The following is a 22,040-nucleotide window of genomic DNA, read 5'->3' as shown; positions in this document are numbered from 1 at the left end:
TCCTGATGGCATCGCGCTTTAGCGCTCGGAATCCAGGCCAATGTGGCGCCAAGGTGGACCACTCGCTCACCGCCACCCCAGCGCCGGTGCGACGTGCTTCAGGATCGCCTCGATCGCATGCGCGCAGTAATCGACCCCTAACTGGTTCGGGATCGTCAACAGCAGCGTGTCCGCCTCCGCGATCGCCTCGTCCTGGCGTAGCTGCTCGATCAGCGCATCGGGCTCGGCGGCATAACTCCGGCCGAAGATCGCCCGTGTCTGCGGGTCGATGAAGCCGATCTGGTCCTCGCCTTCGCCGCCCCGGCCGAAATAGGCGCGATCGCGATCGTCGATCAGCGCAAAGATGCTGCGGCTGACGGACACGCGGGGCTCGCGGGCGTGGCCGGCCTCTTTCCACGCCGCGCGATAGGCGCGGATCTGCGCGGCCTGCTGCACGTGGAAGGCTTCGCCGGTCTCGTCGTTCTTCAGCGTCGAGCTCTGCAGATTCATGCCGAGCTTTGCCGCCCACACCGCGGTGGCGTTGGAGCCGGCGCCCCACCAGATCCGCTCGCGCAGGCCTTGCGCGTGCGGCTCGATGCGCAAGAGGCCCGGCGGATTGGGAAACATCGGCTGCGGATTGGGCTCGGCAAAGCCTTCGCCCCGGAGCAGGTCGAGAAACACCTCCGCATGGCGCCGGCCCATGTCCGCATCGCTCTGGCCCTCGGCCGGGCGATAACCAAAATAGCGCCAGCCGTCGATCACCTGCTCGGGCGAGCCGCGGCTGATGCCGAGCTGCAGCCGGCCGCCGGCGATGAGATCGGCGCTTCCGGCGTCCTCCACCATGTAGAGGGGGTTCTCGTAGCGCATGTCGATCACGGCCGTGCCGATCTCGATTGTGCTGGTTCTGGCGCCGACCGCCGCGAGCAGCGGAAACGGCGAGGCGAGCTGGCGCGCGAAATGATGCACGCGGAAATAGGCGCCGTCGGCCCCTAACTGCTCGGCCGCGACCGCAAGCTCGATCGATTGCAGCAGCGTGTCCGCCGCCGAGCGGGTCTGCGATTGCGGTGAGGGGGTCCAGTGTCCGAAGGAGAGGAAGCCGATCTTTTTCATGAGGGCTAGGTATGCATGACCGGAAGAATTTGCGAGACGTTGGCCGAGGGAAAAGTGGCGGCAAGGCGTGTGCCCGTAAGTGCCTCCAGGAGGAAGCAGGCCCGGGTTCGCACCACGACGTCAGGTCGTTCGACTTTGATCCGTCGTGCCCGGAAAGCGGCCTCAGATTTCGCAACCGGTCAAATTCAATGCCTTGAGCAGGCCGCCGAACGCCTTGAGTCGACAGGGCTCGGTCTCGCTGGCGGCCTTTGCACGCTGAGCATTGGCAGTTCGCTTGGCAACAATTGCCTTTGGTTTCGGCCTGGGACGTTCAGCGGTCGCGATCTTCTTCGTATCGCGCCGATGACGGACGATTGGTTCCGGTACGGTCGAACCGACTTGGATGTCTTGCGGAGCAACAGGGTTCTCGACCGGAGCGTCCTGTGTCGGCATCGCGCTGCTCACAGCGGCAACCTCGAGGCGATCGGCCTTCGGCAACGCGTCATGTGACGCAGAGACGCTAGCGCTCTGCTCGGCAAGCGGCTGAGCGATCGCGACGGCGCGACGCGGTGGAGCGCTCAGCTCCATTGCCGAAAGCACGCCTGCGCTCAACAGGATGAGGAGGCCCAACAACGCCATTTTCAGCATAAAGCGCCTCTAACCTAAGTTAGTGCCGCTGAAAATTCTCCGCGCCAATAAGGCAACTTGTCGGCGATTGCCGACCTACGGCGAATCATTTGCCGACAGGGTTAACGTCGGTGCTGCTTCTGCGGCCGCTGAGAATAGACCGTACAGCTGGGCACCGCCTGACCGATTGGGCGACCGCTGCTTTTGACCCAATGCAGACAAGCTCCCCTTCGACGGCAGCGAAGCCTCGCCAAGTCCCTCTCGTCGCGGAGCTTAGTTGACCGCAGGGCACGAGGTCAGATCGATCGTTGGCTGGTAAACCCTTCTACCAGAGTCTCCGGCGAGATTTTGATCCGCCGTGTTGCATCGGCGGTCAGCCAGTTCATCGCAGAGGGTCCAACCCACGGGCCTGGCCCTTTTCGTCCGCGTTCGACGCTTGGCTCGACGCCAGCTCTCAGGGCATGGCGGACTAGATTATCTCATACCAAGTTTCTTCGCAGTTCGGCGGGCATGGGTCGACGTCCAGCTCAAAAATTTCCAGGAACCATTTCCGTTCCGAACCATCCAAGGGGTGCGCGGCAATCACCGACAGGCCTCCGGACGGCAACGCGCACGGCGGCCGTTGCACGGGATATGCTGGCTGCAATGCCTCAGGAAACCGATGTAAGGAGGTGCCCATGGCAAGGCCTCGTTCGACTTCCATCAGCAGACGAAGTGTGGTCGCAGGACTGGCGCTGACCGCCGCCCCCGTGGCTTTGGCCGGAGCCAATCAAGCGCGTGCGCAGGCCCAGCAAACCACTCCGGATCAAAGCCTGTATGAACGACTTGGCGGCGTCTTCGCCATTGCAGCGGTCGTGGATCACTTCAGCGACGCTGTCGTAAAGAACGCCGTCGTCGGTCAGAAGTCAAAAAATCCGCAGTTGAGGGAATGGCACACCAAAAATCTGAAACGCTTGCCTGGTCTCAAGTTCATGCGAACACTTTGGGTCTGTGACGTTTCGGGTGGGCCGTTCCAGTTCAAAGCCACCAGGCCGGGGACGACGCCCCTTGGCCTTGAGGAGGCGCACCGGACATTGCGGATCTCTCCGGCGGAATTCGACGAGGTCGCCGCTGAACTCGGACGGACACTTGACTTCGCCAAGGTCCCGAAGCGCGAGAAGACCGAAGTACTAGCTGCGTTCGCCAGCCTCAAAGATGAGGTGACCGCCGGTTACGTATCGAGAGCCAAGCGCGGTTGAAGCATCCCGTGATGCCGAACGACGAATTGCGACCTCACGCATAGGCGACCCAGCCGCGGAAGGCGAAGCCGGTATAGAACAGGGTTGGGTCGGAGAAGCCGGCCTCGCGCAAGATCACCTCATCCTGCGCGGGCGCCAGAATCTCCAGATGGTTGGTGACGGCATTCCGCGCGGCTGCCGCCTGCTCGGGCTCGACGCCGGAGGCGGCCAGGAACGCCGAGTACCGCGACAGCCACAGCGGGCGCTCCTGCTCGCCATTGGGCGCGCTCAAATGCGCGACCACGAACGGCGCGCGCGGCTTGAGGCGGCGACGGACCTCCGAGGCGATGCGGCGCCGCTCCTCGACGCCGACGAAGTGCAGGGTCAAGAGGCAGGTGGCACCGTCGAACGGTCCCTCCGGGGCATCATCGATATAGCCTTGATGAAGGCGTGCACGGGATGCGAGCGATCCCAGGGTTTGCCCGGCCAGCGCCAGCATCGCCGCGGACGGATCGACGCCGTCGAAGCGCCAGCCGGGATGCGCTTGCGCAAACGCTTTGAGCTCCAGGCCGCCACCCGCGCCGAGGACGAGCACCTGCCCATCGTTTGGGACGCTTTCGGCGAGCAGAATCGCCGTCATGGACTGCATGGCGTCATAGCCCGGCACGAAGCGCCGCGGCCCCTCGGTGTATCTCGCCACGAATTGCGGATCGGAAAATGCGGCTTGCATGTCGGTCATGATGTTGTCCCCGTGAATGGAGCCGTTCACGCGCGATGCGCGCTGATGTCGTGGATCTTTCGGGACCCGAGCCGCTTGCGCAGGTCCTCGCCCAGCATCGCCAGCGTCACCTCGCCGAGCTGCGCCAGCAGCAGCGCCTCCGCATCGTCAAAGGCCTGATCGAGGGCGGCATTGACGGCCTGCTCGACCAGACAGCCGGGCGCCTCGGTCCGGTTGCCCATGGCCAGAAGCGGGGGATTGCCGAGCGCGGCATAGACGTCGCGCAGCGTCACCTTCGACAGGTCGCAGGCGATGGTCCAGCCGCCGCCGTGCCCCTTCTCGGAGCGCACGTAACCGATCTCCCGCAGGCCCGCCATGATGCGGCGGATCACCACCGGGTTGGTGTCCATGGCCTTGGCCAGCGTCTCGGACGTGAACGGCCCAGGCTGCTGCGCCATGTGCAACAGCACGTGCAGAACGCCGGAGAGTCGGGAATCTCGTTTCATGTAACTTTATATGTTACATGATGGCGGCGGCGTCAAGCGGGCCCCACGCAGGTCTTTCCGATCCCATAATTCGACCGCGAGCGAAGGACCCGCCGTCAGGCTTGTGCACAATCGCGCCGCGGGGCGCAGGCTGTCGACAAAGATGCAGAACGGCACGTTTTATGGTTGGCGAGTCGTCGCGGCGAGCTTTGGTCTCGCCGTTCTCGGCCTTGGTTTCGGCTTCTATGGTCCGCCGATCTTCCTGAACGCGGTTTGTGAAGCCAGGGGTTGGCCGCTGGCGTTGGTCTCGATGGCCGTCACCGTGCACTTCCTGATTGGATCGACCGTGACCGCCAATCTGCCGGCGCTTTATCGGCGCTTCGGCATTGCAGCCGTGACGAAGGCCGGCGCCCTCGCGCTGGCCGTCGGCATCTTGGGATGGGCGAGTGCAACAACGCCGTGGCAGCTGTTCGGCGCGACGTTGCTGAGCGGCGCGGGCTGGGTGACGATGGGCGTCGCCGCCGTCAACGCCATCGTGTCGCCCTGGTTCGTCCGCCACCGCCCTGCGGCGCTCGCCGTCGCGTATAACGGCGCGAACGTCGGAGGGATCATCTTTCCGCCGCTCTGGGCCGCGGCCATTGCAATGTACGGCTTCGCCATCGCAGCGGCCGTCCTCGGCGTGATCATGGTTATCCTGGTGTGGATGCTCGCAAGCACCGTGCTGTCACGCACGCCTGCGCAGATCGGATCGCTGCCGGACGGAGCGGAGCCAGCCGCGGCGACCGGGCCTGCGGACGCTGCGCGGCGGCTCCCGGGATCGCTGATCTGGCGAGACCGAAAATTCCTGACGCTCGCGGCCGGCATGAGCCTCGGGCTGTTTGCGCAGATCGGCCTGACCGCGCACCTGTTCTCGCTGCTGCTGCCCGCGCTCGGCACGCAATGGGCCGGACTGGTGGTCGGGTTGATCGGCGCTATGGCGATCATGGGTCGAACGCTGCTGGGCTGGCTCATGCCGGAGCGCACCGACCGGCGGCTGATTGCCTGCGCCAGCTACACGGTTCAAATCATGGGCTCGATGATCTTCATCGCCGCGGCTGGAACGAACGTTCCGCTGTTGATTCTTGGCGTCGTCCTGTTCGGTGTCGGATTCGGCAACGGCACGTTCCTGCCGCCGTTGATCGCCCAGGTCGAATTTGCACCAGAGGACGTACCGCGTGTCGTCGCGCTGATCGTTGCGATGTCGCAAGGCGCCTATTCATTCGCGCCGGCGGTCTTTGGCTTGATCCGCGAATGGTTTTCGGCCGCCGCCTCTGGTGCCGCGCCAGGCTTCTATGTCGCCACGGCGTTGGTGCAGGGATTGGCGATCTACGCTTTCTGGGCGGGGCGCCGTGCGCCGCGCTGAAGCCGTCAGGTCCGACACGCAACACCGGGCGCGCCGATGATGTCATCCTGTTCCTGTTTTGCCCGACGGATCAATGATCGTCTCGTAAAATCAGGAATTCTCGCCGCGAATTCCGAAAGGATCATGCTCTCTTGCCGCGTCCTATGCTGTTGATTTTGCTGTCCCCGGCTACTGTGCATGGGGTTGTTTTCGCACAATTCTGTCCTGCGATCAGGAAGGCCGGGATAGACCATGCTGATTTGTCACGGTGACGCCGCCGCGCGCGGGGACAACAATCAGCCAGGGCGACCGTAAGGACAGACTTTTCGTCCTCACCTCGCGCGGCGCCCGTTTTTCATCAGTCCATTTTTCGGAGGCGCATCATGCAGGTTTATAATGTGGTCAGGTTCAAGGTGAAGTCGGGCGAGGAAGCTGCCTTCCTCGACGCGCATCGGAACGGCAAGGCCAAATGGCCGGGGCTGGAGCACGGCGTCATCATCAAGACCGGCGAGCAGACCTTTTGCCTCATCGGCACATGGGCCAGCCAGGACGCGATGGTCGCGGCGCGACCCGCGATGCTCAAGACCCTCGACAGTTTCCGGTCGGTGCTCGAGGACCAGGGCAATGGACGCGGGGTGACCGACGCCGTTTCAGGGGCGGTGGTGCTCGATCTCTAGCAACGCTGCGGCGCGCGCTCACTTCATCACCCGCAGCCCCTTGGTCGTGAACCGCTGGGTCTTCTCGCCCGGCCGCACCGGTCGCCGCGTGCCGGCGGCCTTACCGGTGCCGGGGGGCTGGTGGGCGGGAACGAGCTGGTGCGGCTGCGAGCCGATCAGGTCGCGGCGGCCCATCTCGATCAGGGCCTCGCGCAGCACCGGCCAATTGTCGGGATCGTGATAGCGCAGGAAGGCCTTGTGCAGGCGGCGCTGGCGCAGGCCCTTGATCGCCTCGACCTTGTCGCTGCCGCCATGGCGCACGCCGCGCAGCGGATTGACGCCGGTGTGGTACATCGCAGTGGCCGTCGCCATCGGCGAGGGCAGGAAGGTCTGCACCTGATCGGCGCGATAGCGGTTCTTCTTGAGCCACAGCGCGAGGTTCATCATGTCCTCGTCGGTCGTGCCCGGATGCGCCGCGATGAAATAGGGGATCAGGTAATATTTCTTGCCGGCCCGTTCGGCCGCTTCGTCGAACATCCGCTTGAACTTGTTGTAGGCGCCGATGCCCGGCTTCATCATCTTGTCGAGCGGGCCGCGCTCGGTGTGTTCGGGCGCAATCTTGAGATAGCCGCCGACGTGATGGGTGACCAGCTCCTTGATGTATTCCGGGCTCTCCACCGCAAGGTCATAGCGCACGCCGGAAGCCACCATCACCTTCTTGATCCCCTTGGTCTCGCGCACCTTGCGATAGAGCCTGATGAGGTCGTCATGCGAGGTGTTGAGGTTCGGGCAGATCTCGGGGAAGACGCAGGACGGCCGCCGGCATGCCGCCTCGACCTTCGGGTCCTTGCACGCCATCCGGTACATGTTGGCGGTAGGGCCGCCGATGTCGGAGATCACGCCGGTGAAGCCCGGCGTCTTGTCGCGGATCTTTTCGATCTCGCGCAGGATCGAGCCTTCCGAGCGGTTCTGGATGATGCGGCCTTCGTGCTCGGTGATCGAGCAGAAGGTGCAGCCGCCAAAGCAGCCGCGCATGATCGTCACCGAAAACTTGATCATGTCCCAGGCCGGGATCTTTGCTTCGCCGTAGGACGGATGCGGCGCGCGCGCGTAGGGCAGGTCGTAGACCGCGTCCATCTCGTCGCTGGTCAGCGGGATCGGCGGCGGGTTGAGCCAGAGATCGCGGTCGCCATGACGCTGCACCAGCGGCCGCGCATTGCCGGGATTGCTCTCCCGGTGCAGCACGCGCGATGCGCGGGCATAAGCTTCCTTGTCCTGCTCGACCTGCTCCAGCGCCGGCAGGCGGATGACGGTCGCACCCTTCTGGCGGGTCGCGCCTTCGTCGGCGGAATCGAGATCGTCGGCGTGCAGCTCGGTGTAATCCTCGGGGACCTTGCGGAACAGCGCGACGCCCCTGATGTCGTCCAGCGCGCGCGGCGCTTCGCCGGCGGCGAGCCGCTGCGCCACCTCGACGACGGCGCGCTCGGCATTGCCGTAGAGCAGCAGGTCGGCCTTGGCGTCGGCCAGCACCGAGCGGCGCACCTTGTCCGACCAGTAATCGTAATGCGCGATCCGGCGCAGCGAGGCCTCGATGCCGCCGAGCACGATCGGCACGTCCTTGAACGCCTCGCGGCAGCGTTGCGCATAGACGACCGTGCAGCGGTCCGGCCGCTTGCCGCCTTCGCCGCCGGCCGTATAGGCATCGTCGCTGCGGATGCGCCGGTCCGCGGTGTAGCGGTTCACCATGGAGTCCATGTTGCCGCCGGTGACGCCGAAGAACACTTTTGGCTTGCCTAATGCCTTGAACGGCTCGGCCGAATGCCAGTCCGGCTGCGAGATGATGCCGACCCGAAAGCCCTGCGCCTCCAGTAGCCGGCCGATGATGGCCATGCCAAAACTCGGATGGTCGACATAGGCGTCCCCGGTCACCAGCACGATGTCGCAGGCGTCCCAGCCGAGCGCGTCCATCTCGGCGCGGCTCATCGGGAGGAAAGGTGCCGGCTTGTGCGGCTGCGCCCGGGCCATCAGCGGCTTTGCGGCGGTGATCATCTGGGTGTCCATGGCGCCAAGGGATAAGTCCCCACGCCTCCGAATTCAACCGACGGGCGCGTGAAAGTTGAGGTTCCCGGGCCGCAGCCGGGGCGTCGTCAGGGTTCTCACCGCGGCCGACATCGGATATCCGGTTGCTCCATGGGCAAGGAAACCTCCGACGGCGGTCATGACGCAGTGGGCAGCGTATCGCCGTCCGCGAATGCCTGGCTTGGCGTGATTGCGCTGGTCGGCTTCATCCTGGTGGCGACCGCGCAGGCCTCCAATCAGATTCTGGCGCGCGGGCTCGCAGGCTCCGTCCCGCCCTTCGCGCTCGCCTTCTTCCGCTGGAGCATCGTCGCAATCGGGCTCGCGCCGATCGCGCTCAAGGAGATCCAGGGCGGCCGCGTGCCGCTCGGCCGAAACGTCTGGCCGATCCTCGCCGCCGGCTTCATGGGCATGTTCCTGTGCGGCGGTCCGGTCTATGCCGCGGGCGTCTCGACGACGGCGATCCACATCGCGCTGATCATGGCGCTGTCGCCGATCACGGTGCTGCTGATCTCCGCCCTGCGCGGCATGGAGCATGTCGGCCCGCTGCAATGGCTCGGCACGGCGCTGGCGCTCGCAGGCGCGCTGCTCATCATCTCCGGCGGCCATCCGCAGACACTGATCGAACTTCAGACTGCGGCCGGCGACGGCCTCGTCGTGATCGCGATGCTCGGCTGGTCCGGCTACACGCTGCTGCAATCGCGCGCCGCGCCGAAGGCGTCGCTGCTGGCACGCATCAGCCTGTTCTCGGGCGCCGGCGCCCTGTTCTCGCTGCCGCTCGCGGCCATGGAGATGTGGGCGACGCCGGGACAGGTCTTCAGCACCAAGGCGCTGTCGGCGCCTATGTCTTCGCCGGGATCGTTCCCGGTCTGCTCGCCTATGCCGGCTTTGCCTGGCTCGGCGGCAAGTTCGGCTCGGTGCGGACCTCGCTCGTGCTCTATCTCGGGCCGATCGCCAGCGCGCTGCTGTCTTTCGCCATCCTCGGCGAACCGCCGCAGCTGATCCATCTTTTCGGTGGTTTGCTGATTTTGAGCGGCGTCTGGGCCAGTTTGCGCCGCTAGTTCCATCCGCATGGGTCCGGGTTCACCCGCAGGAACCATCGGCCTTCGCGGACATTCTGATGAGGGGTTGCCGCGAGCCCGGCTCGCGCGCACTCGCGATGTTCGCCTCTGGCGATGGGGGAGCTGTGAGTACAGTCATAGAGAACCTGCTGTTGCGAAAGCAGAAGCTCGTGGAGCAGCTCGAAGAGGCGCCATCGGTCGAGGACCGCGACAGGATCGAGCACCAGCTCGAGCAGATCAATACCGCGCTGGATTTTCTGGACAGGCCGGGACCGAGGGAAGGGCGCTAGAGGCGCTCATTCCACCTTCAGCGCCTCCACCTTCAAGGCCTTGGCATAGACCACGCCTGAATTGGTGATATGCGTGGTCATCAATTCTTCGAAGGCGGCGAACGCGCCGCGCGCGAACAAATCGAGCAGCCTGCGATGCTCGTCGAACGAGGTGCGGGTGCGCACGTCGATCGGCGAGGTCAGATTGGTGCGGAGCGCGGCGACGCGGCCGGAGACCAGCTGATAGGATTCGGCGAGGTAGCGGTTGCCGCAATGGGTGAACAGCGCCTCGTGAAACGCGGCATCGGCGCGGCCATAGGCGATGTTGTCCTTTGCCGCAACCGCCGGCTCCATCGCCGCGATGGCCTCGCTCATTGTGGCGATTGCACCGTCACGATCGTGACGATAGGCGAGCTCGGCAGCCTTGGGTTCGAGCGCGATGCGGAAGGTGCAGAGCGCGTTGATGTCGTCCGCGCTCGGCGTGAAGACAAAGCTGCCAACCTGCGGCCGGATCACCACGAGGCCTTGCGCCTGCAGCTGGCCCATCGCCTCGCGCACCGGCGTGCGGCTGACGCCGAAGGAATTGGCCACCATCTCCTCGGAGATGGCGGCGCCGAGCACGAACTCGCCGTCGATGATCGCCTGCCGCAGCCGCTGCATCACCCGCTGCGACAGCGATTTCGGCGTATCGAGCTTGAGCGAGCGCATTGGCGTTTCTCAGACCACCTTGCCGGGATTGAGCAGATGGTCGGGATCGAGCGCCGCTTTCAGCGTCCGCATCAGCGCGATCTCGGCGTCGCTCCTGGCGTGGCCCAGCCACTTCTTCTTGAGCGTGCCGATGCCGTGCTCGGCCGAGATGCTGCCGCCGAGCTCGCGGACCAGGCCGTAGATGATCGTGTCCATCTCTTCCTTCGGCTGCTGCTCGACGGAAAGGCCGGTGACCCAGGAGACCAGATGCAGATTGCCGTCGCCGATATGGCCGTAATAGACGCTCTCGCAGCCCGCGATGCCGGAAGCAAGCGCCGCCTTGCAGCGCGTGACGAACTCGTCCATCCGCGCAACCGCAAGGCCGATATCGTGGGAGATGTGCGGGCCCAGCACCTGGCCGAACTCGGCGCAGATGTCGCGCACCCGCCAGAAGCTTTGCGTCTGCGCCAGCGATTGCGCCACGGCGGCATCCGCCAGCAGCCCGCGCTCCATCAGCTCTTCGAGCCAGGCCTGGAAGCGCGGCGCGTCCAGGCTCTCGTCGGTGCCTTGCGCCTCGACCAGCACATAGAGGCCGTGACCTGCGGCGACCGGCGGCTTCACGCCGGCGCGAGTCGTGATCACGTCCCAATAGTCCGGCCACATCACCTCGAACGCCGACAGCAGCGGCCCGAGCCCGCTGCGCGCCGCATCGAGCAGCGCGATCACCGCGGCGTAATCCTTCAGCGCGCAGAGCGCCGCCATGGTCGAGCGCGGCTTCGGGAACAGTCTCAGCACCACGCGGGTGATGATGCCGAGCGTGCCTTCCGAGCCGATGAACAGATGCTTCAGATCGTAGCCGGCATTGTTCTTCATCAGCTTGTTGAGGCTGGTGATGATGGTGCCGTCGGGCAGCACGACTTCGAGACCGAGCACCAGCTCGCGCGTCATGCCGTAGCGGATCACGCGGTTGCCGCCGGCATTGGTCGAGAGGTTGCCGCCGATGGCGCAGGAGCCGCGCGAGCCAAGATCGAGCGGAAAGAAGAAGCCGGCTTCGTCCGCGGCCTTCTGGATCGTCTCCAGCGGCGTGCCTGCTTTCACCGTCATCGTCGCGGAAGCGCGGTCGATCTCCTCGATGCCGCTCATGCGCTCGAGCGAGATCGCGACCCAGCCGGCTTCGGGCGAAGCGCCGCGGCACAGCCCGGTCAGTCCGCCCTGCGGCACGAACGGCAGCTGCGCCTGCCGGCAGGTCGCAATCGCATCGGCCACGCCCTGCGCATGGACGGGACGGATCACCGCAAGCGGCGTCTGCGGCAGGCTCGCGCTCCAGTCGTTGCAATTGCGCGCCGGCACGTCGGTGCCGATCAGGACGGCGGCTGCGCCGAGCTTGTCGCGCAGGGCGCCGAGCAATTGGTCGGGACGCTTCACCGGGGTCACCATGATCATGCGAGACCTTCCTGAATCTGGCTGCGCCCATGCGCGCCGTGACGGTGGAAAGGATTTGCCTCTTTCTTGTATGTAAGGTACAAGGCGGCAAGTAAAGCAAAAACAAGGCTCGGAAGCCTCCTTAAAGACCATTGGGAGATCAGGGGCTTGGTCCGAGATCGCAGCTTAGAGGGCGGTGTGATGACAGAGGCAATTCGCGGGTTCTGGGTGGCATCGGCGACGCCGCTGGCGGCCGACGGCAGCGTGGACTCCGCCAAGCTGGCGGCTCACGCCAAGCAGCTCTTCGGCAAAGGTGTCGACGGCGTCGTGCTGTTCGGCACCACCGGCGAAGGCACCTCCTTCAATGTCGCCGAGCGCATCGCGACCATCGAAGCCGTGCTCAAGGCCGGTGTCGCGCCGGAACGCATCGGCATCGGCGGCGGCTTCCCCGCCATCACCGACGGCATCGCGCTGACGCGCGCCGCGCTCGGCCTCGGCCTGCGCCACGTGCTGGTGCTGCCGCCTTACTTCGACCGCAGCGTCGCGCCCGAAGGCATCGAGGATGCCTTTGCCGCGATCATCGACGGCGTCGCCGACGATCGGCTGCGCGCCTATCTCTATCACATCCCGCAGACGTCGGGCGTTGCGATCCCAACCGCCGTCGCCGCGAACTTGCGCAAGCGTTACGGCAAGGTGATTGCCGGCCTGAAGGACTCCAGCGGCGACTTCAAGCAGTTCCAGGCGTTCCGTGCCGCGGCTCCCGAGCTCGCCATCACCGTCGGCAATGAAGCCGATATCACCCGAGCGATCGCCGCCGGCGGTGCCGGCACCATCTGCGGCATGGCCAATGTCGTGCCCGAGCTGGTCAAAGGCATGGTCGAGGGCAAGGATGTCGAAGCGCGCATGCAGGCTGCGATCGACGTCGTGCTGAAGACGCCCTCGTTCACTGCGACGCTGAAAGCAATCCTGGCGGCACAGACCGGCGATGCGGCCTGGCAGCGCGTGCGCCCGCCGCTCCGCGCCTCGTCCGACGGCTCCGCGTTCAAGCGGAAGCTCGACGAGTTGACGGCTCCTGCCATCGCCTGAGACCGCACAGAATCGTGACACGCCGCGAATTCGCGTGTTGCGTGTTGCGACCGGCACGACGGCAATTGGAGATTGCCGTTCGATGTCGCTCCTTCTTAGAACGATTCAACACTAGAGCGATTCAACTCTGCCTGCGGTTCTCTTCGGGCACCGCGGCTGTTAGACGCGCCAGCTTCAATGCTGCGTCTGACCTGGAAGTGAATCGAACGTGCGTGCCCATCTGGATGGCCAGCGTGTCTGCGGCCATCGAACTCATGCCGGCAAGAGCCGTGCAGGTCTTCTCATCGGAGCGGCCGTGCTGCTCGCCGAATGCCCCTCCATCATGACGACCGCGCAGGCGCAATCGGCCCTGCCCCCGGTGACGGTGGAGGCGCCGGCGCAGCGGCCGAAGCCGGCGCGCGCGTCGGATCAGGCGTCACGCCGCACGCAGACCGCCGCGCGCCAGCGCAATCGTAACCCTGCGCCCGCCGTACCGACACTCTCGGAGCGCGCGGCCGCGGAAGCCGCCGCGCAGCAGGCCGCAAAGCTCGGCTACCGCGCGATGCCGAGCGCGACGACGCTGCGCAGCGGCGCCTCGCCACTCGACACCTCGCAGTCCGTCAACGTCGTGCCCGAGCAGGTGTTGAAGGACCAATTGCCGCGCAACATCGACGACGCGCTGATTAATATCAGCGGCATCACCCAGACCAACACGCTTGCCGGCACCCAGGATGCCGTGATCCGCCGTGGCTTCGGCGACAATCGCGACGGCTCGATCATGCGCAACGGCATGCCGCTGGTGCAGGGGCGCAGCCTCAATGCCGCCGTCGAAAGCGTCGAGGTGCTGAAGGGACCGGCCTCGCTGCTCTATGGCATCATGGACCCCGGCGGCATCGTCAACACCATCAGCAAGCGTCCGGAGCTCTATCAGCACGGTTCGATCACGCTGCTCGGCTCGGCCTACAGCTCGTCCAAGACAGGCGCCGACGGCACGCTCGACATCACGGGCCCGATCGGCGACGGCGGTCTCGCTTATCGCTTCATCGGCTACGGCGTCAGCGAGGACTATTGGCGCAATTTCGGCCGCCACAGGGAAATGCTGGTGAACCCGTCGCTGGCCTGGTACGGCGACACCACGACGGTTCAGCTCACCTATGAGCACCGTGAGTTCATCACTCCGTTCGACCGCGGCACGTCCTTCGTCAAGGGGGCGCCGCTGGCGATCCCGGCTACGCGCCGGCTCGACGAGCCCTTCAACAATATGTGGGGCACCTCCGACCTGATGCAGGCTTCGGTCGAGCAGAAACTCGACGACAATTGGAAGGTCACCGCGGCTTACAGCTACAATACCGAGACCTTCAGCGCCAATCAGCTCCGCATCACCAACGTCAACGCCACGACCGGCGTCGAGACGCGCAGCAACGACGGCACCCGTAACTCGCTGAGCAACGCCAGTTACGGCACCGCCTATTTGCAGGGCGACGTCTGGATGGGCGGCTTCCGCCACGAGATCCTGTTCGGAGGCGAAGCGCTGTATCGCACGATCGATCGCCACGACTTGATTCGGCAGGCGACGCCGAGCTTCAATTTCTACAACCCGGTCTACGGACTGATCGTGCCGGGAACGACCGTTTCGGCAACCGACAGCGAGCAGACCGACAAGCTCGGCACCCGCGGCTTCTTTGCTCAGGACACCTTCCATCTGACCAACTGGCTGTCCGTGGTTGGGGGCGTGCGCTGGATGGAATACGAGCAGCTCGCAGGAAAGGGCCGGCCTGTCTTCGTCACGAACACCAATCTCGCAGGCGACAAGGTGCTGCCGCTCGGCGGCGTCATCGTCAAGCTGAACGAGCAGCTCTCCTATTACGTGAGCTATACGCAGTCGTTGAAGCCGACCTCGACCATCGCGGCTTTCACCACCGGATTCGTCGTCGACTCCACCATTGCGCCCGAAGAGGGAACACAGTGGGAGACCGGGCTGAAGTTCGATGTCAACAAGCGGCTGTCAGGCACCCTGGCGGTCTACGACATCGAGAAGAAGAACGTGCTGGTGCTCGATGACATCGGCAACGGCAAGTCGGCGGCGCGCACCTCCGGCGCGGCCCGGTCGCGCGGCGTCGAATTGGACGTGACCGGCAAGCTGACCGACCAGTGGAGCATGATCGGAAGTTACGGCTATACGGATGCGCGCCTGATCAATGATCCCGTCGTCGGCAACGCAAAATTGCTGAATGTCGCGATGAACACGGCCTCACTCTATCTCGTCTACGATTTCGGCGACGCGCTCGCTGGACGTCTGCGACTCGGCGGCGGCGCGCGCTATGTCGGTGACCGGCCGGGCGACGCCGCCAACACGTTCTTCATGCCGGCCTATACCGTCGCAGACATCTTTGCGACTTACGACACGAAGGTCGATAATCTGCCGGTGACCTATCAGTTCAACGTCAAGAACCTGTTCGACAAGGTCTACTATACATCCACCACCGGAAACGCCCTGAACGTCGCGATCGGCGATGCGCGGCGCGTCTCGCTGTCTGCCACGGTGAAGTTCTAGCCATGGCAGCGCGGCTCGGACACACCATCAAGGCGGTCCTGTTCCAGGTCCATTCCATCGCGGGTCTGGTCCTTGCTCTGCTGGTGTCCCTGATCGCGCTGACCGGCGCGATCATGAGTTTCGAGGACGAGATCGTCGATCATCTCAACGCCGGCATCATGCAGGTCGCGCCGCGTCAGGCGCCGGTGCTGATGCCTGATGAGCTGGTTGCGCGGCTGAAGGCTTCGCAGGATCTCGGCAAGGTCGCCGCCGTCACACTGTCGAGCGATCCGTCTGCGGCGGTTCATGTCCGCTTTGCGCGTGACGGCCGGGGCGACCGGCCGACTTCGCTCTATGTCGATCCCTATGACGCTAGCGTGCTCGGCTCGCCGCGCGGCGAAGCGTTTTTCGCGACTGTGCGCCGGCTGCATCGCTGGCTGCTCATTCCCGGCGATGGCAAGGGCTGGGGACGTCCGATCACCGGCACGGTCGCGCTCGGCCTGATCGTCATGCTGGTCTCGGGCCTCGTGCTGCGCTGGCCGCGCCGTGCAGGCAGCGTGAAGATGTGGCTGAAGCCGAATCTTGGGCTCGGTGGCCGCGCTCTGCACCGGTCGTTGCACACCGTGATCGGCACCTGGGTCCTTCCGGTCTATCTGACGATGACGCTCACCGGTCTGTATTTCTCCTTCGAATGGTACAAGGACGGCGTGACCTGGCTGCTCGCGCGTCCGCACGTCACAGCAGCGAAAATGCCCGCAAAGCTGCCGCGTGCGGCCAACTCCGAACCGGCGGCGCCAATTGGATTCGATCAGGCCTGGATGACGTTCCAGCGTGAGGAGGGCGATCGGTTCTCCAGGGCTTTGCTGACGCTGCCGGCGCAGGGTACGACGTTGCGGATCCGGTCGTGGGGGAAAGCCTCGTTGCTGGAGACCACGCGCGACGAATTCCGCATCGACGCCGTGACCGGGCAGCTGGTCTCTGCGGAGCGCTTTGCTGACAAGACGTTCGGCGAAAAGATCATCGCGGCCATCTACGACATCCATCGCGGCGAGATCCTGGGCTGGCCGGGCAAGCTCGCGTTCATGATTGCCGCGATGTCGATGCCGTTGTTCGCGATCACCGGCATCCTGCTCTACCTGTCGCGCCGCAAACTGCGCCGTCCGGCACAGCAGCCGCTCGGGCGGCTCGTTCCTGGCGAGTGAGCGGACGAGGCTAGCCAACGCGCTTCTAATCGGTCAAAAGCTTCTGGCCCTCTTCTCAAGGTCCGTGCCATGAAGCTTCCGACCGTCACCCCCGCCGATATCCGCCGCACACTGCTGCTGCGCGAAGAAATCGCGCTGCTCGATCTCCGATACGAGGCAGGTTTTGCGACCGGACATCCGCTGTTCGCAGCCAACATGGCCGTGGATCGGATCGAGGTCGAAGCCGAGGTGCGGCTGCCGCGCAAGGACGTGGCGATCGTGCTTTACGATGACGGCGAGGGGCTGGTCGAGGCCGGCGCCGAACGTCTCGCCGCGCTCGGCTACACCCATATCAGCGCGCTCGATGGCGGCCTGAAGGCCTGGCGCGAGGCGGGCTATCAGGTGTTCGAAGACGTCAACTCCTATTCGAAGGCGTTCGGCGAGCTGGTCGAAGCGCGGCGGCACACGCCGTCGTTCAGCGCCGACGAGGTGGCAAAGCTCATCGCGGACAAGGCCAACATCGCCATCCTCGACGTCCGCCGTTTCGACGAATATGCCACCATGAACATTCCGGGCTCGATCAGCGTGCCCGGCGCGGAGCTGGTGCTGCGGGCGGGGCAGGCCGCGCCCGACCCTGAAACCACCATCATCGTCAATTGCGCCGGCCGCACCCGCTCGATCATCGGCACGCAGTCGCTGATCAATGCCGGCGTGCCCAACAAGGTGCGGGCGCTGCGCAACGGCACCATCGGCTGGACGCTGGCGCGGCACACGCTCGACCACGGCGCCGACAGGCGTGGCGCGATCAGCTCGTTCGAGAGCGGCCCGGCCAATGCGCGCGACGTCGCCTATCGCGCCGGTGTTCGCCATATCGGCGCAAGCGAGATGGCCGCGCTCGTCGCGCGGACCGATCGCACGCTCTACCGTTTCGACGTGCGCGATGCCGAGGAATATGCGGGAGGCCATCTCCCGGGTTTTCGCCATTATCCCGGCGGCCAGCTCGTCCAGGAGACCGACATGGCCGCGCCCGTGCGTGGTGCGCGCATTCTCCTGAGCGATGACAAGGGTGTCCGTGCCGACATGACCGCATCATGGCTCGCCCAATTGGGCTGGGAGGTCTATGTGCTGGAAGGGGGCTATGACGCCGCGCTCGAAATCGGCCCGCCGCGCGTGCTGCCCAAGCCCGATCCGGCCCACCGTTACCGCCGCCCCTATGAAGGCACTGACGTTGCCGAGCGCGCGATGCAGGCCTATCTCGATTGGGAATATGGGCTGGTCGAGCAACTCCGCCGCGACGGCACGCACGGGTTTTTTGTGATTTGACCTTGAACGGGTGGATTATCCGTCACCCTGAGGTGGCCGCTTCTTAGCGGCCCTCGAAGGGCGACGGCCCAACCTCTCCGCGCGGCTGCATCGGGGCCGTGCATTCTTCGAGGCTCGCCCAGCGGTGCATTCGCACCGCAGGGCTCACGCCTCAGGATGACGGAGTGGCTGATGCGAGCATGATGGGCCACCCGCCATTTTCTCCCCGTATCCGACCCCTATTGTGCCGCGCACCGTCCGCGGTCTATGAGCTGCGACAAAGCTCATCATCTATGGAGATACCATGCCAGCCCCAGGCCAAAGCCCTGAGCGGAGTGCCAAGGCGCTGCTGCTCGAAGGCGTCAATGACAGCGCTGTCGACCTTTTCAAGAGCGCGGGCTTCACCAATGTCGAGCGGCTGACCAAGGCGCTGGACGGCGAGGATCTGCGGCGCGCGCTCAAAGGCGTGTCGCTGCTCGGCATCCGCTCGCGCACCCAGATCACCGATGACGTGCTCGCGGCCGCCGACCAGCTTCTCGCGGTCGGCTGCTTCAGCGTCGGCACCAACCAAGTGGATCTCATGGCGGCGCGCAAGCGCGGCATTCCCGTCTTCAACGCGCCGTTCTCCAACACGCGCAGCGTCGCCGAGCTCGTGATAGGCGAGATCGTGATGCTGCTGAGGCGCATCTTCCCGCGCTCGGTGTCGGCCCATGACGGCGGCTGGGACAAGTCCGCGACCGGCAGCCGCGAGGTGCGCGGTCGCACGCTCGGCATCGTCGGCTACGGCAATATCGGCTCGCAGCTGTCGACGCTCGCCGAAGCCATCGGCATGCGCGTGATCTATTTCGATCGCACCGACAAGCTCCGCCACGGCAACACCGAGCCGGTCGAGAGGCTCGAAGAGCTGCTCGCGCAGAGCGACGTCGTCAGCCTGCACGTGCCGGAGACGCCGGAGACCGCGGGCATGATCGGCGAGAAGGAGCTGCGGGCGATGAAGCCTGGCTCGTTCCTGATCAACAACAGCCGCGGCACCGTGGTCGATCTCGACGCGCTCGCGCGCTCTTTGCGCGACGGCCATCTTGCCGGCGCGGCCGTCGACGTGTTTCCGGTCGAGCCGTCGTCGAATTCCGATCGCTTCAAGAGCCCCATTCAGGGCCTCGAGAACGTCATCCTCACCCCCCATATCGGCGGCTCGACCGAGGAGGCGCAGGAGCGCATCGGCGGCGAGGTCGCGCGCAAGCTGGTCGACTATTTCATCACGGGCTCGACCATGGGCGCGGTGAATTTCCCGGAAGTGCAGCTGCATTTGCGCCCCTCCGGCGCGCGCTTCAGCCATGTCCATCGCAACGTCCCCGGCATGTTGCGCCGGCTCAACGAGGTCTTCCTCCAGCGCGACATCAACATCGCCGCGCAATATCTGGAGACATCAGGCGATCTCGGTTACGTCGTGCTCGATGCCGATCTCGGCGGGCAGGATTCCGCGGCGTTGCTCCAGCAGATCCGCGCCCTCGACGGCACGGTCGGCGCGCGGCTGGTGTTCGAGCACTAAAGCGTGATCCGGAGAAGCGCGCAGCGGTTTTCCGAAAAGATCATGCTTAAACAACGACCTAAAGCGCGATGACGATTCATCCTCATCGCATCGCGCTCTAGACGGCGCGGGGCCCACGTTCCGGTTGCATTTCTTCGCCAAGGCTCTCTACACTACGCCATCGACTTCGACGCGCACGTGACTAATCGCGTCGGATTTGAGCTTCAGTTGCGTGAGTGCCGCGATGGAACCGGACACCGTACTGATTGATCTCGCGCTTCAAGGCGGCGGTTCGCATGGCGCCTTCACCTGGGGCGTGCTCGATCGCCTGCTGGAAGAGAAGCGGCTTACGATCGCCGCGATCTCCGGGACGTCCGCGGGCGCGATGAACGCAGCGGTGCTGGCGGATGGGTGGACGGCCGGTGGCGCCGAGGGTGCGCGTGACGCGCTCGAACGATACTGGCGCCGCGTTTCCAAAGCGGCGGCCTTCAGCCCGCTCCAGCGCTCGCCGCTCGACCGGCTGATGGGGCGCTGGACGCTTGATACCTCGCCGGCCTACATCCTGACCGACCTGATGTCGCGGGTGCTCTCTCCCTACGACCTCAATCCGACCGGCTACAATCCGCTGCATGCGGTGCTGGCTGAGAGCATCGATTTCGAGCGCCTCGCGCGCTCGCCGATCAAGCTGTTCATCACTGCGACGCGGGTGCGCACCGGGCGAGGACGCATCTTCCGCAACGCGGAGATCACGGCTGACGTGTTGCTCGCGTCGGCCTGCCTGCCAACCATGTTCCGCGCGATCGAGATCGATGGCGAACCGTATTGGGATGGCGGCTATGCCGGCAACCCGACCATCACACCGCTCATTCGCGAAAGCGACGCGCACGACACCATCCTGGTGCAGATCAATCCGACTGAAAAGCCGGAAGAGCCGCGGACGGCTGCGGAGATACTCAATCGGCTGAACGAGATTTCGTTCAACTCGCCGTTGATGAAGGAGTTGCGTATGATCGCGTTGCTGCGTCAGGCGGCCGACCCGGGAAGCGGCGAGGGCGCGCGCTGGGCGAAGATGCGGACCCACCGCGTCAAGAGCGACATGCTGGCGAAGTTCGGCGCCTCGTCCAAGCTCAACGCCGAATGGGAGTTCGTCTCGATGCTGCACGGCGAAGGACGTCGGGCGGCCGAAACGTTCCTCGACGAGCACGGCCCGGATATCGGTCGGCGCTCGACCGCCGATCTCGACATCCTGCTGTCGGAGTGCTGAGAGGTGGGGCTTCTCGGCATTCTCGTCGGGCTTGGCCTTCTCGTCCTATTCGCCTTTCGCGGCTGGAGCGTCCTCCTGCTGGCGCCGTTCGCCGCGCTCGTCGCGGCGCTGTTCGGCGGCGAGCCGCTGCTTGCGAACCTGACGCAGATCTTCATGGTGAATGCTGCTGCATTCCTGGCGCAGTTCTTCCCGATCTTTCTGCTTGGCGCCGTATTCGGGAAACTGATGGACGACAGCGGGGCGGTCACCTCGGTTGCCGCCTTCATGGCGAGACGTCTCGGCCAGCGCCGCGTGATCCTGGCGGTCGTGCTCGCCGGTGCGATGGTCACCTATGGCGGCGTCAGCCTGTTCGTTGCGTTCTTCGTGATCGTCCCCATGGCCCGCTCGCTGTTTCGTGCCGCCGCGATTCCGCGGCGATTGATTCCGGCCGCGATCGTGCTGGGCACATCCACCTTCACGATGTCGGCCTTGCCGGGCACGCCATCGATCCAGAACGCGATCCCGATGCCGTTCTTCGGCACGACGCCTTTTGCCGCGCCCGGACTCGGCATCATCGCCTCCCTGATCATGGTTGGCGCGGGATTGTGGTGGTTGCGCCGCGCCGAAGCCGCGGCTCGACGAGCGGGGGAAGGCTATGGCGAGGACATGGAGGGTGCGGCCGAACGTGCCGTCGACGACGAACTGGTCCGCGAATACGCGACCACCGCACGGGAATTCGATCCGGCCGAGATCCGGCATGGACGGCGCGGTGAAATGTCTGCTCCGGTGGTGAGTGCCCTCCTGCCGCTGGCCGTCGTCGTTGCTGTCAATCTCGTGATGTCGCTGCTGGTGCTGCCGCGGCTCGATGTCTCGTATCTGAGCGAGCAGCGCTTCGGCGGTACATCGTTGGCGGCGGTCGCTGGTGTGTGGTCGGTCAGCACCGCGCTGGGTGCCGCCATCGTCACGACCATCTTCCTCAATTGGGCCCGGCTTCCCTCTCTGCGGCAGACCATGGACGCCGGTGCCAATGCATCGGTTCTGCCGGCGCTCAGCGTCGCCAGCCTCGTCGGATTCGGCGCGGTCATCGCGGCGCTACCGGCTTTCGAAACGGTGCGCGACTGGGTGCTTGCGATCGAAGGTGGCCCGTTGGTCTCGCTCGCGGTTGCGACCAATATTCTGGCCGCGCTGACCGGCTCGGCATCCGGCGGCTTGACGATCGCGCTCGACGCGCTCGGCCAGACCTATGTCGAGATCGCCGCGCGCAACGGCATCGACCTTGCGCTGATGCATCGCGTCGCGGTGATCGGTTCGGGGACGCTGGACATCCTGCCGCACAACGGTGCGGTGGTCAGCCTGCTCGCGATCTGCGGCCTGACCCATCGCGACAGCTATCTCGACATTGTGATGGTGGGCATCGTGACGTCGCTATTGGCGCTGGTGGCCGTGATCGCCTTAGGGAGTGCGCTCGGATCATTCTGATGGCGGCTCGGCGTGAGCGATTGACGGGAGGACGAAGGTTGC

At 65.2% G+C, this 22,040-nt stretch carries 19 protein-coding genes and 1 pseudogene; 13 read left to right on the top strand and 7 right to left on the bottom strand.

Annotated features, from left to right (window positions below; all coding sequences use genetic code 11):
• Positions 1–66: 66 nt before the first annotated feature.
• Both GGD61_RS15360 and GGD61_RS15355 read right to left on the bottom strand, forming a co-directional pair.
• On the bottom strand, positions 67–1,089 hold the full coding sequence (locus GGD61_RS15360) for an LLM class flavin-dependent oxidoreductase (protein ID WP_092251824.1): 1,023 nt from the start codon (positions 1,087–1,089) through the stop codon (positions 67–69).
• A gap of 162 nt (positions 1,090–1,251) precedes the next feature.
• Positions 1,252–1,716: a hypothetical protein gene (locus tag GGD61_RS15355; RefSeq protein ID WP_092251826.1), complete on the bottom strand. Its 465-nt coding sequence runs from the start codon at positions 1,714–1,716 to the stop codon at positions 1,252–1,254.
• 656 nt (positions 1,717–2,372) lie between these two features.
• Between GGD61_RS15355 and GGD61_RS15350 the strand changes: the two genes are divergently transcribed.
• Positions 2,373–2,933, top strand: a complete 561-nt coding sequence (locus GGD61_RS15350) for a group 1 truncated hemoglobin (protein WP_183230876.1) — start codon at positions 2,373–2,375, stop codon at positions 2,931–2,933.
• Positions 2,934–2,967: 34 nt separating this feature from the next.
• Here GGD61_RS15350 and GGD61_RS15345 read toward each other — a convergent pair whose 3' ends face one another.
• Together GGD61_RS15345 and GGD61_RS15340 are read right to left on the bottom strand one after the other, a co-directional pair.
• Positions 2,968–3,651 (bottom strand): class I SAM-dependent methyltransferase, encoded by a 684-nt coding sequence (locus tag GGD61_RS15345; protein WP_177236874.1) that lies wholly within the window; start codon positions 3,649–3,651, stop codon positions 2,968–2,970.
• A gap of 26 nt (positions 3,652–3,677) precedes the next feature.
• Entirely contained in the window at positions 3,678–4,136 is a 459-nt protein-coding gene (locus GGD61_RS15340; RefSeq protein WP_183230875.1) for an Rrf2 family transcriptional regulator, read from the bottom strand.
• Between the two features lie 142 nt (positions 4,137–4,278).
• Between GGD61_RS15340 and GGD61_RS15335 the strand changes: the two genes are divergently transcribed.
• Positions 4,279–5,517: an MFS transporter gene (locus GGD61_RS15335; RefSeq protein ID WP_092252005.1), complete on the top strand. Its 1,239-nt coding sequence runs from the start codon at positions 4,279–4,281 to the stop codon at positions 5,515–5,517.
• A 362-nt stretch (positions 5,518–5,879) separates the two neighbouring features.
• Positions 5,880–6,173, top strand: coding sequence for a DUF718 domain-containing protein (locus GGD61_RS15330; protein WP_092251832.1), 294 nt, complete (start codon positions 5,880–5,882; stop codon positions 6,171–6,173).
• Between the two features lie 18 nt (positions 6,174–6,191).
• Here the strand turns inward: GGD61_RS15330 and GGD61_RS15325 are convergent, their stop codons facing one another.
• Positions 6,192–8,213, bottom strand: coding sequence for a YgiQ family radical SAM protein (locus GGD61_RS15325; protein WP_092251834.1), 2,022 nt, complete (start codon positions 8,211–8,213; stop codon positions 6,192–6,194).
• Positions 8,214–8,342: 129 nt separating this feature from the next.
• Here GGD61_RS15325 and GGD61_RS40485 point away from each other — a divergent pair.
• The 3 genes and pseudogenes from GGD61_RS40485 to GGD61_RS15315 all read left to right on the top strand — a co-directional run.
• Positions 8,343–8,765 (top strand): annotated as a pseudogene (locus GGD61_RS40485) (EamA family transporter); the annotation flags it as partial.
• A gap of 14 nt (positions 8,766–8,779) precedes the next feature.
• Positions 8,780–9,289, top strand: coding sequence for a DMT family transporter (locus GGD61_RS40480; RefSeq protein WP_246785949.1), 510 nt, complete (start codon positions 8,780–8,782; stop codon positions 9,287–9,289).
• 125 nt (positions 9,290–9,414) lie between these two features.
• Complete coding sequence (locus tag GGD61_RS15315; protein WP_177236875.1) at positions 9,415–9,579, top strand: hypothetical protein; 165 nt, start codon at positions 9,415–9,417, stop codon at positions 9,577–9,579.
• A 6-nt stretch (positions 9,580–9,585) separates the two neighbouring features.
• Here GGD61_RS15315 and GGD61_RS15310 read toward each other — a convergent pair whose 3' ends face one another.
• Together GGD61_RS15310 and GGD61_RS15305 are read right to left on the bottom strand one after the other, a co-directional pair.
• On the bottom strand, positions 9,586–10,266 hold the full coding sequence (locus tag GGD61_RS15310) for a GntR family transcriptional regulator (protein ID WP_092251841.1): 681 nt from the start codon (positions 10,264–10,266) through the stop codon (positions 9,586–9,588).
• Positions 10,267–10,275: 9 nt separating this feature from the next.
• Complete coding sequence (locus tag GGD61_RS15305; RefSeq protein WP_092251843.1) at positions 10,276–11,688, bottom strand: FAD-binding oxidoreductase; 1,413 nt, start codon at positions 11,686–11,688, stop codon at positions 10,276–10,278.
• Positions 11,689–11,868: 180 nt separating this feature from the next.
• On the opposite strand from GGD61_RS15305, the gene GGD61_RS15300 reads away from it, so the two are divergent.
• The 7 genes from GGD61_RS15300 (at position 11,869) to GGD61_RS15270 (ending at position 21,998) form a co-directional block, all read left to right on the top strand.
• Positions 11,869–12,753 carry a dihydrodipicolinate synthase family protein gene (locus GGD61_RS15300; RefSeq protein ID WP_026202508.1) on the top strand — a complete coding sequence of 295 codons (885 nt, stop codon included), beginning with the start codon at positions 11,869–11,871 and terminating at the stop codon, positions 12,751–12,753.
• A gap of 208 nt (positions 12,754–12,961) precedes the next feature.
• The gene (locus tag GGD61_RS15295) at positions 12,962–15,286 is read left to right on the top strand and encodes a TonB-dependent siderophore receptor (protein WP_092251845.1); all 2,325 of its coding nucleotides are present in this window, start codon (positions 12,962–12,964) and stop codon (positions 15,284–15,286) included.
• Between the two features lie 2 nt (positions 15,287–15,288).
• Positions 15,289–16,467, top strand: coding sequence for a PepSY domain-containing protein (locus GGD61_RS15290; RefSeq protein WP_092251847.1), 1,179 nt, complete (start codon positions 15,289–15,291; stop codon positions 16,465–16,467).
• Between the two features lie 69 nt (positions 16,468–16,536).
• A complete protein-coding gene (locus GGD61_RS15285) occupies positions 16,537–17,769 on the top strand; it encodes a rhodanese-like domain-containing protein (protein WP_183230874.1) in 1,233 nt (410 codons plus the stop codon).
• A 283-nt stretch (positions 17,770–18,052) separates the two neighbouring features.
• Complete coding sequence (gene serA, locus GGD61_RS15280) at positions 18,053–19,297, top strand: phosphoglycerate dehydrogenase (RefSeq protein ID WP_092251851.1); 1,245 nt, start codon at positions 18,053–18,055, stop codon at positions 19,295–19,297.
• 223 nt (positions 19,298–19,520) lie between these two features.
• Complete coding sequence (locus GGD61_RS15275; RefSeq protein WP_026202509.1) at positions 19,521–20,540, top strand: patatin-like phospholipase family protein; 1,020 nt, start codon at positions 19,521–19,523, stop codon at positions 20,538–20,540.
• Positions 20,541–20,543: 3 nt separating this feature from the next.
• Positions 20,544–21,998: a GntP family permease gene (locus GGD61_RS15270; RefSeq protein ID WP_092251853.1), complete on the top strand. Its 1,455-nt coding sequence runs from the start codon at positions 20,544–20,546 to the stop codon at positions 21,996–21,998.
• The last annotated feature ends 42 nt before the right edge of the window (positions 21,999–22,040 follow it).

The organism is Bradyrhizobium sp. SBR1B (assembly GCF_014198205.1).
GTDB lineage: Bacteria > Pseudomonadota > Alphaproteobacteria > Rhizobiales > Xanthobacteraceae > Bradyrhizobium.
This window is presented reverse-complemented; position numbering and strand designations above follow the sequence as displayed.

Coding starts and splice junctions, on each gene's coding strand:
- GGD61_RS15290 (WP_092251847.1), top strand. CDS start 15,289: ATGGCAGCGCGGCTCGGACACACCATCAAGGCGGTCCTGTTCCAGGTC.
- GGD61_RS15345 (WP_177236874.1), bottom strand. CDS start 3,651: ATGACCGACATGCAAGCCGCATTTTCCGATCCGCAATTCGTGGCGAGA.
- GGD61_RS15330 (WP_092251832.1), top strand. CDS start 5,880: ATGCAGGTTTATAATGTGGTCAGGTTCAAGGTGAAGTCGGGCGAGGAA.
- GGD61_RS15305 (WP_092251843.1), bottom strand. CDS start 11,688: ATGATCATGGTGACCCCGGTGAAGCGTCCCGACCAATTGCTCGGCGCC.
- GGD61_RS15275 (WP_026202509.1), top strand. CDS start 19,521: ATGGAACCGGACACCGTACTGATTGATCTCGCGCTTCAAGGCGGCGGT.
- GGD61_RS15310 (WP_092251841.1), bottom strand. CDS start 10,266: ATGCGCTCGCTCAAGCTCGATACGCCGAAATCGCTGTCGCAGCGGGTG.
- GGD61_RS15300 (WP_026202508.1), top strand. CDS start 11,869: ATGACAGAGGCAATTCGCGGGTTCTGGGTGGCATCGGCGACGCCGCTG.
- GGD61_RS15335 (WP_092252005.1), top strand. CDS start 4,279: ATGCAGAACGGCACGTTTTATGGTTGGCGAGTCGTCGCGGCGAGCTTT.
- GGD61_RS15350 (WP_183230876.1), top strand. CDS start 2,373: ATGGCAAGGCCTCGTTCGACTTCCATCAGCAGACGAAGTGTGGTCGCA.
- GGD61_RS40480 (WP_246785949.1), top strand. CDS start 8,780: ATGGCTCGGCACGGCGCTGGCGCTCGCAGGCGCGCTGCTCATCATCTC.
- GGD61_RS15325 (WP_092251834.1), bottom strand. CDS start 8,213: ATGGACACCCAGATGATCACCGCCGCAAAGCCGCTGATGGCCCGGGCG.
- GGD61_RS15355 (WP_092251826.1), bottom strand. CDS start 1,716: ATGCTGAAAATGGCGTTGTTGGGCCTCCTCATCCTGTTGAGCGCAGGC.
- GGD61_RS15285 (WP_183230874.1), top strand. CDS start 16,537: ATGAAGCTTCCGACCGTCACCCCCGCCGATATCCGCCGCACACTGCTG.
- GGD61_RS15340 (WP_183230875.1), bottom strand. CDS start 4,136: ATGAAACGAGATTCCCGACTCTCCGGCGTTCTGCACGTGCTGTTGCAC.
- GGD61_RS15360 (WP_092251824.1), bottom strand. CDS start 1,089: ATGAAAAAGATCGGCTTCCTCTCCTTCGGACACTGGACCCCCTCACCG.
- serA (WP_092251851.1), top strand. CDS start 18,053: ATGCCAGCCCCAGGCCAAAGCCCTGAGCGGAGTGCCAAGGCGCTGCTG.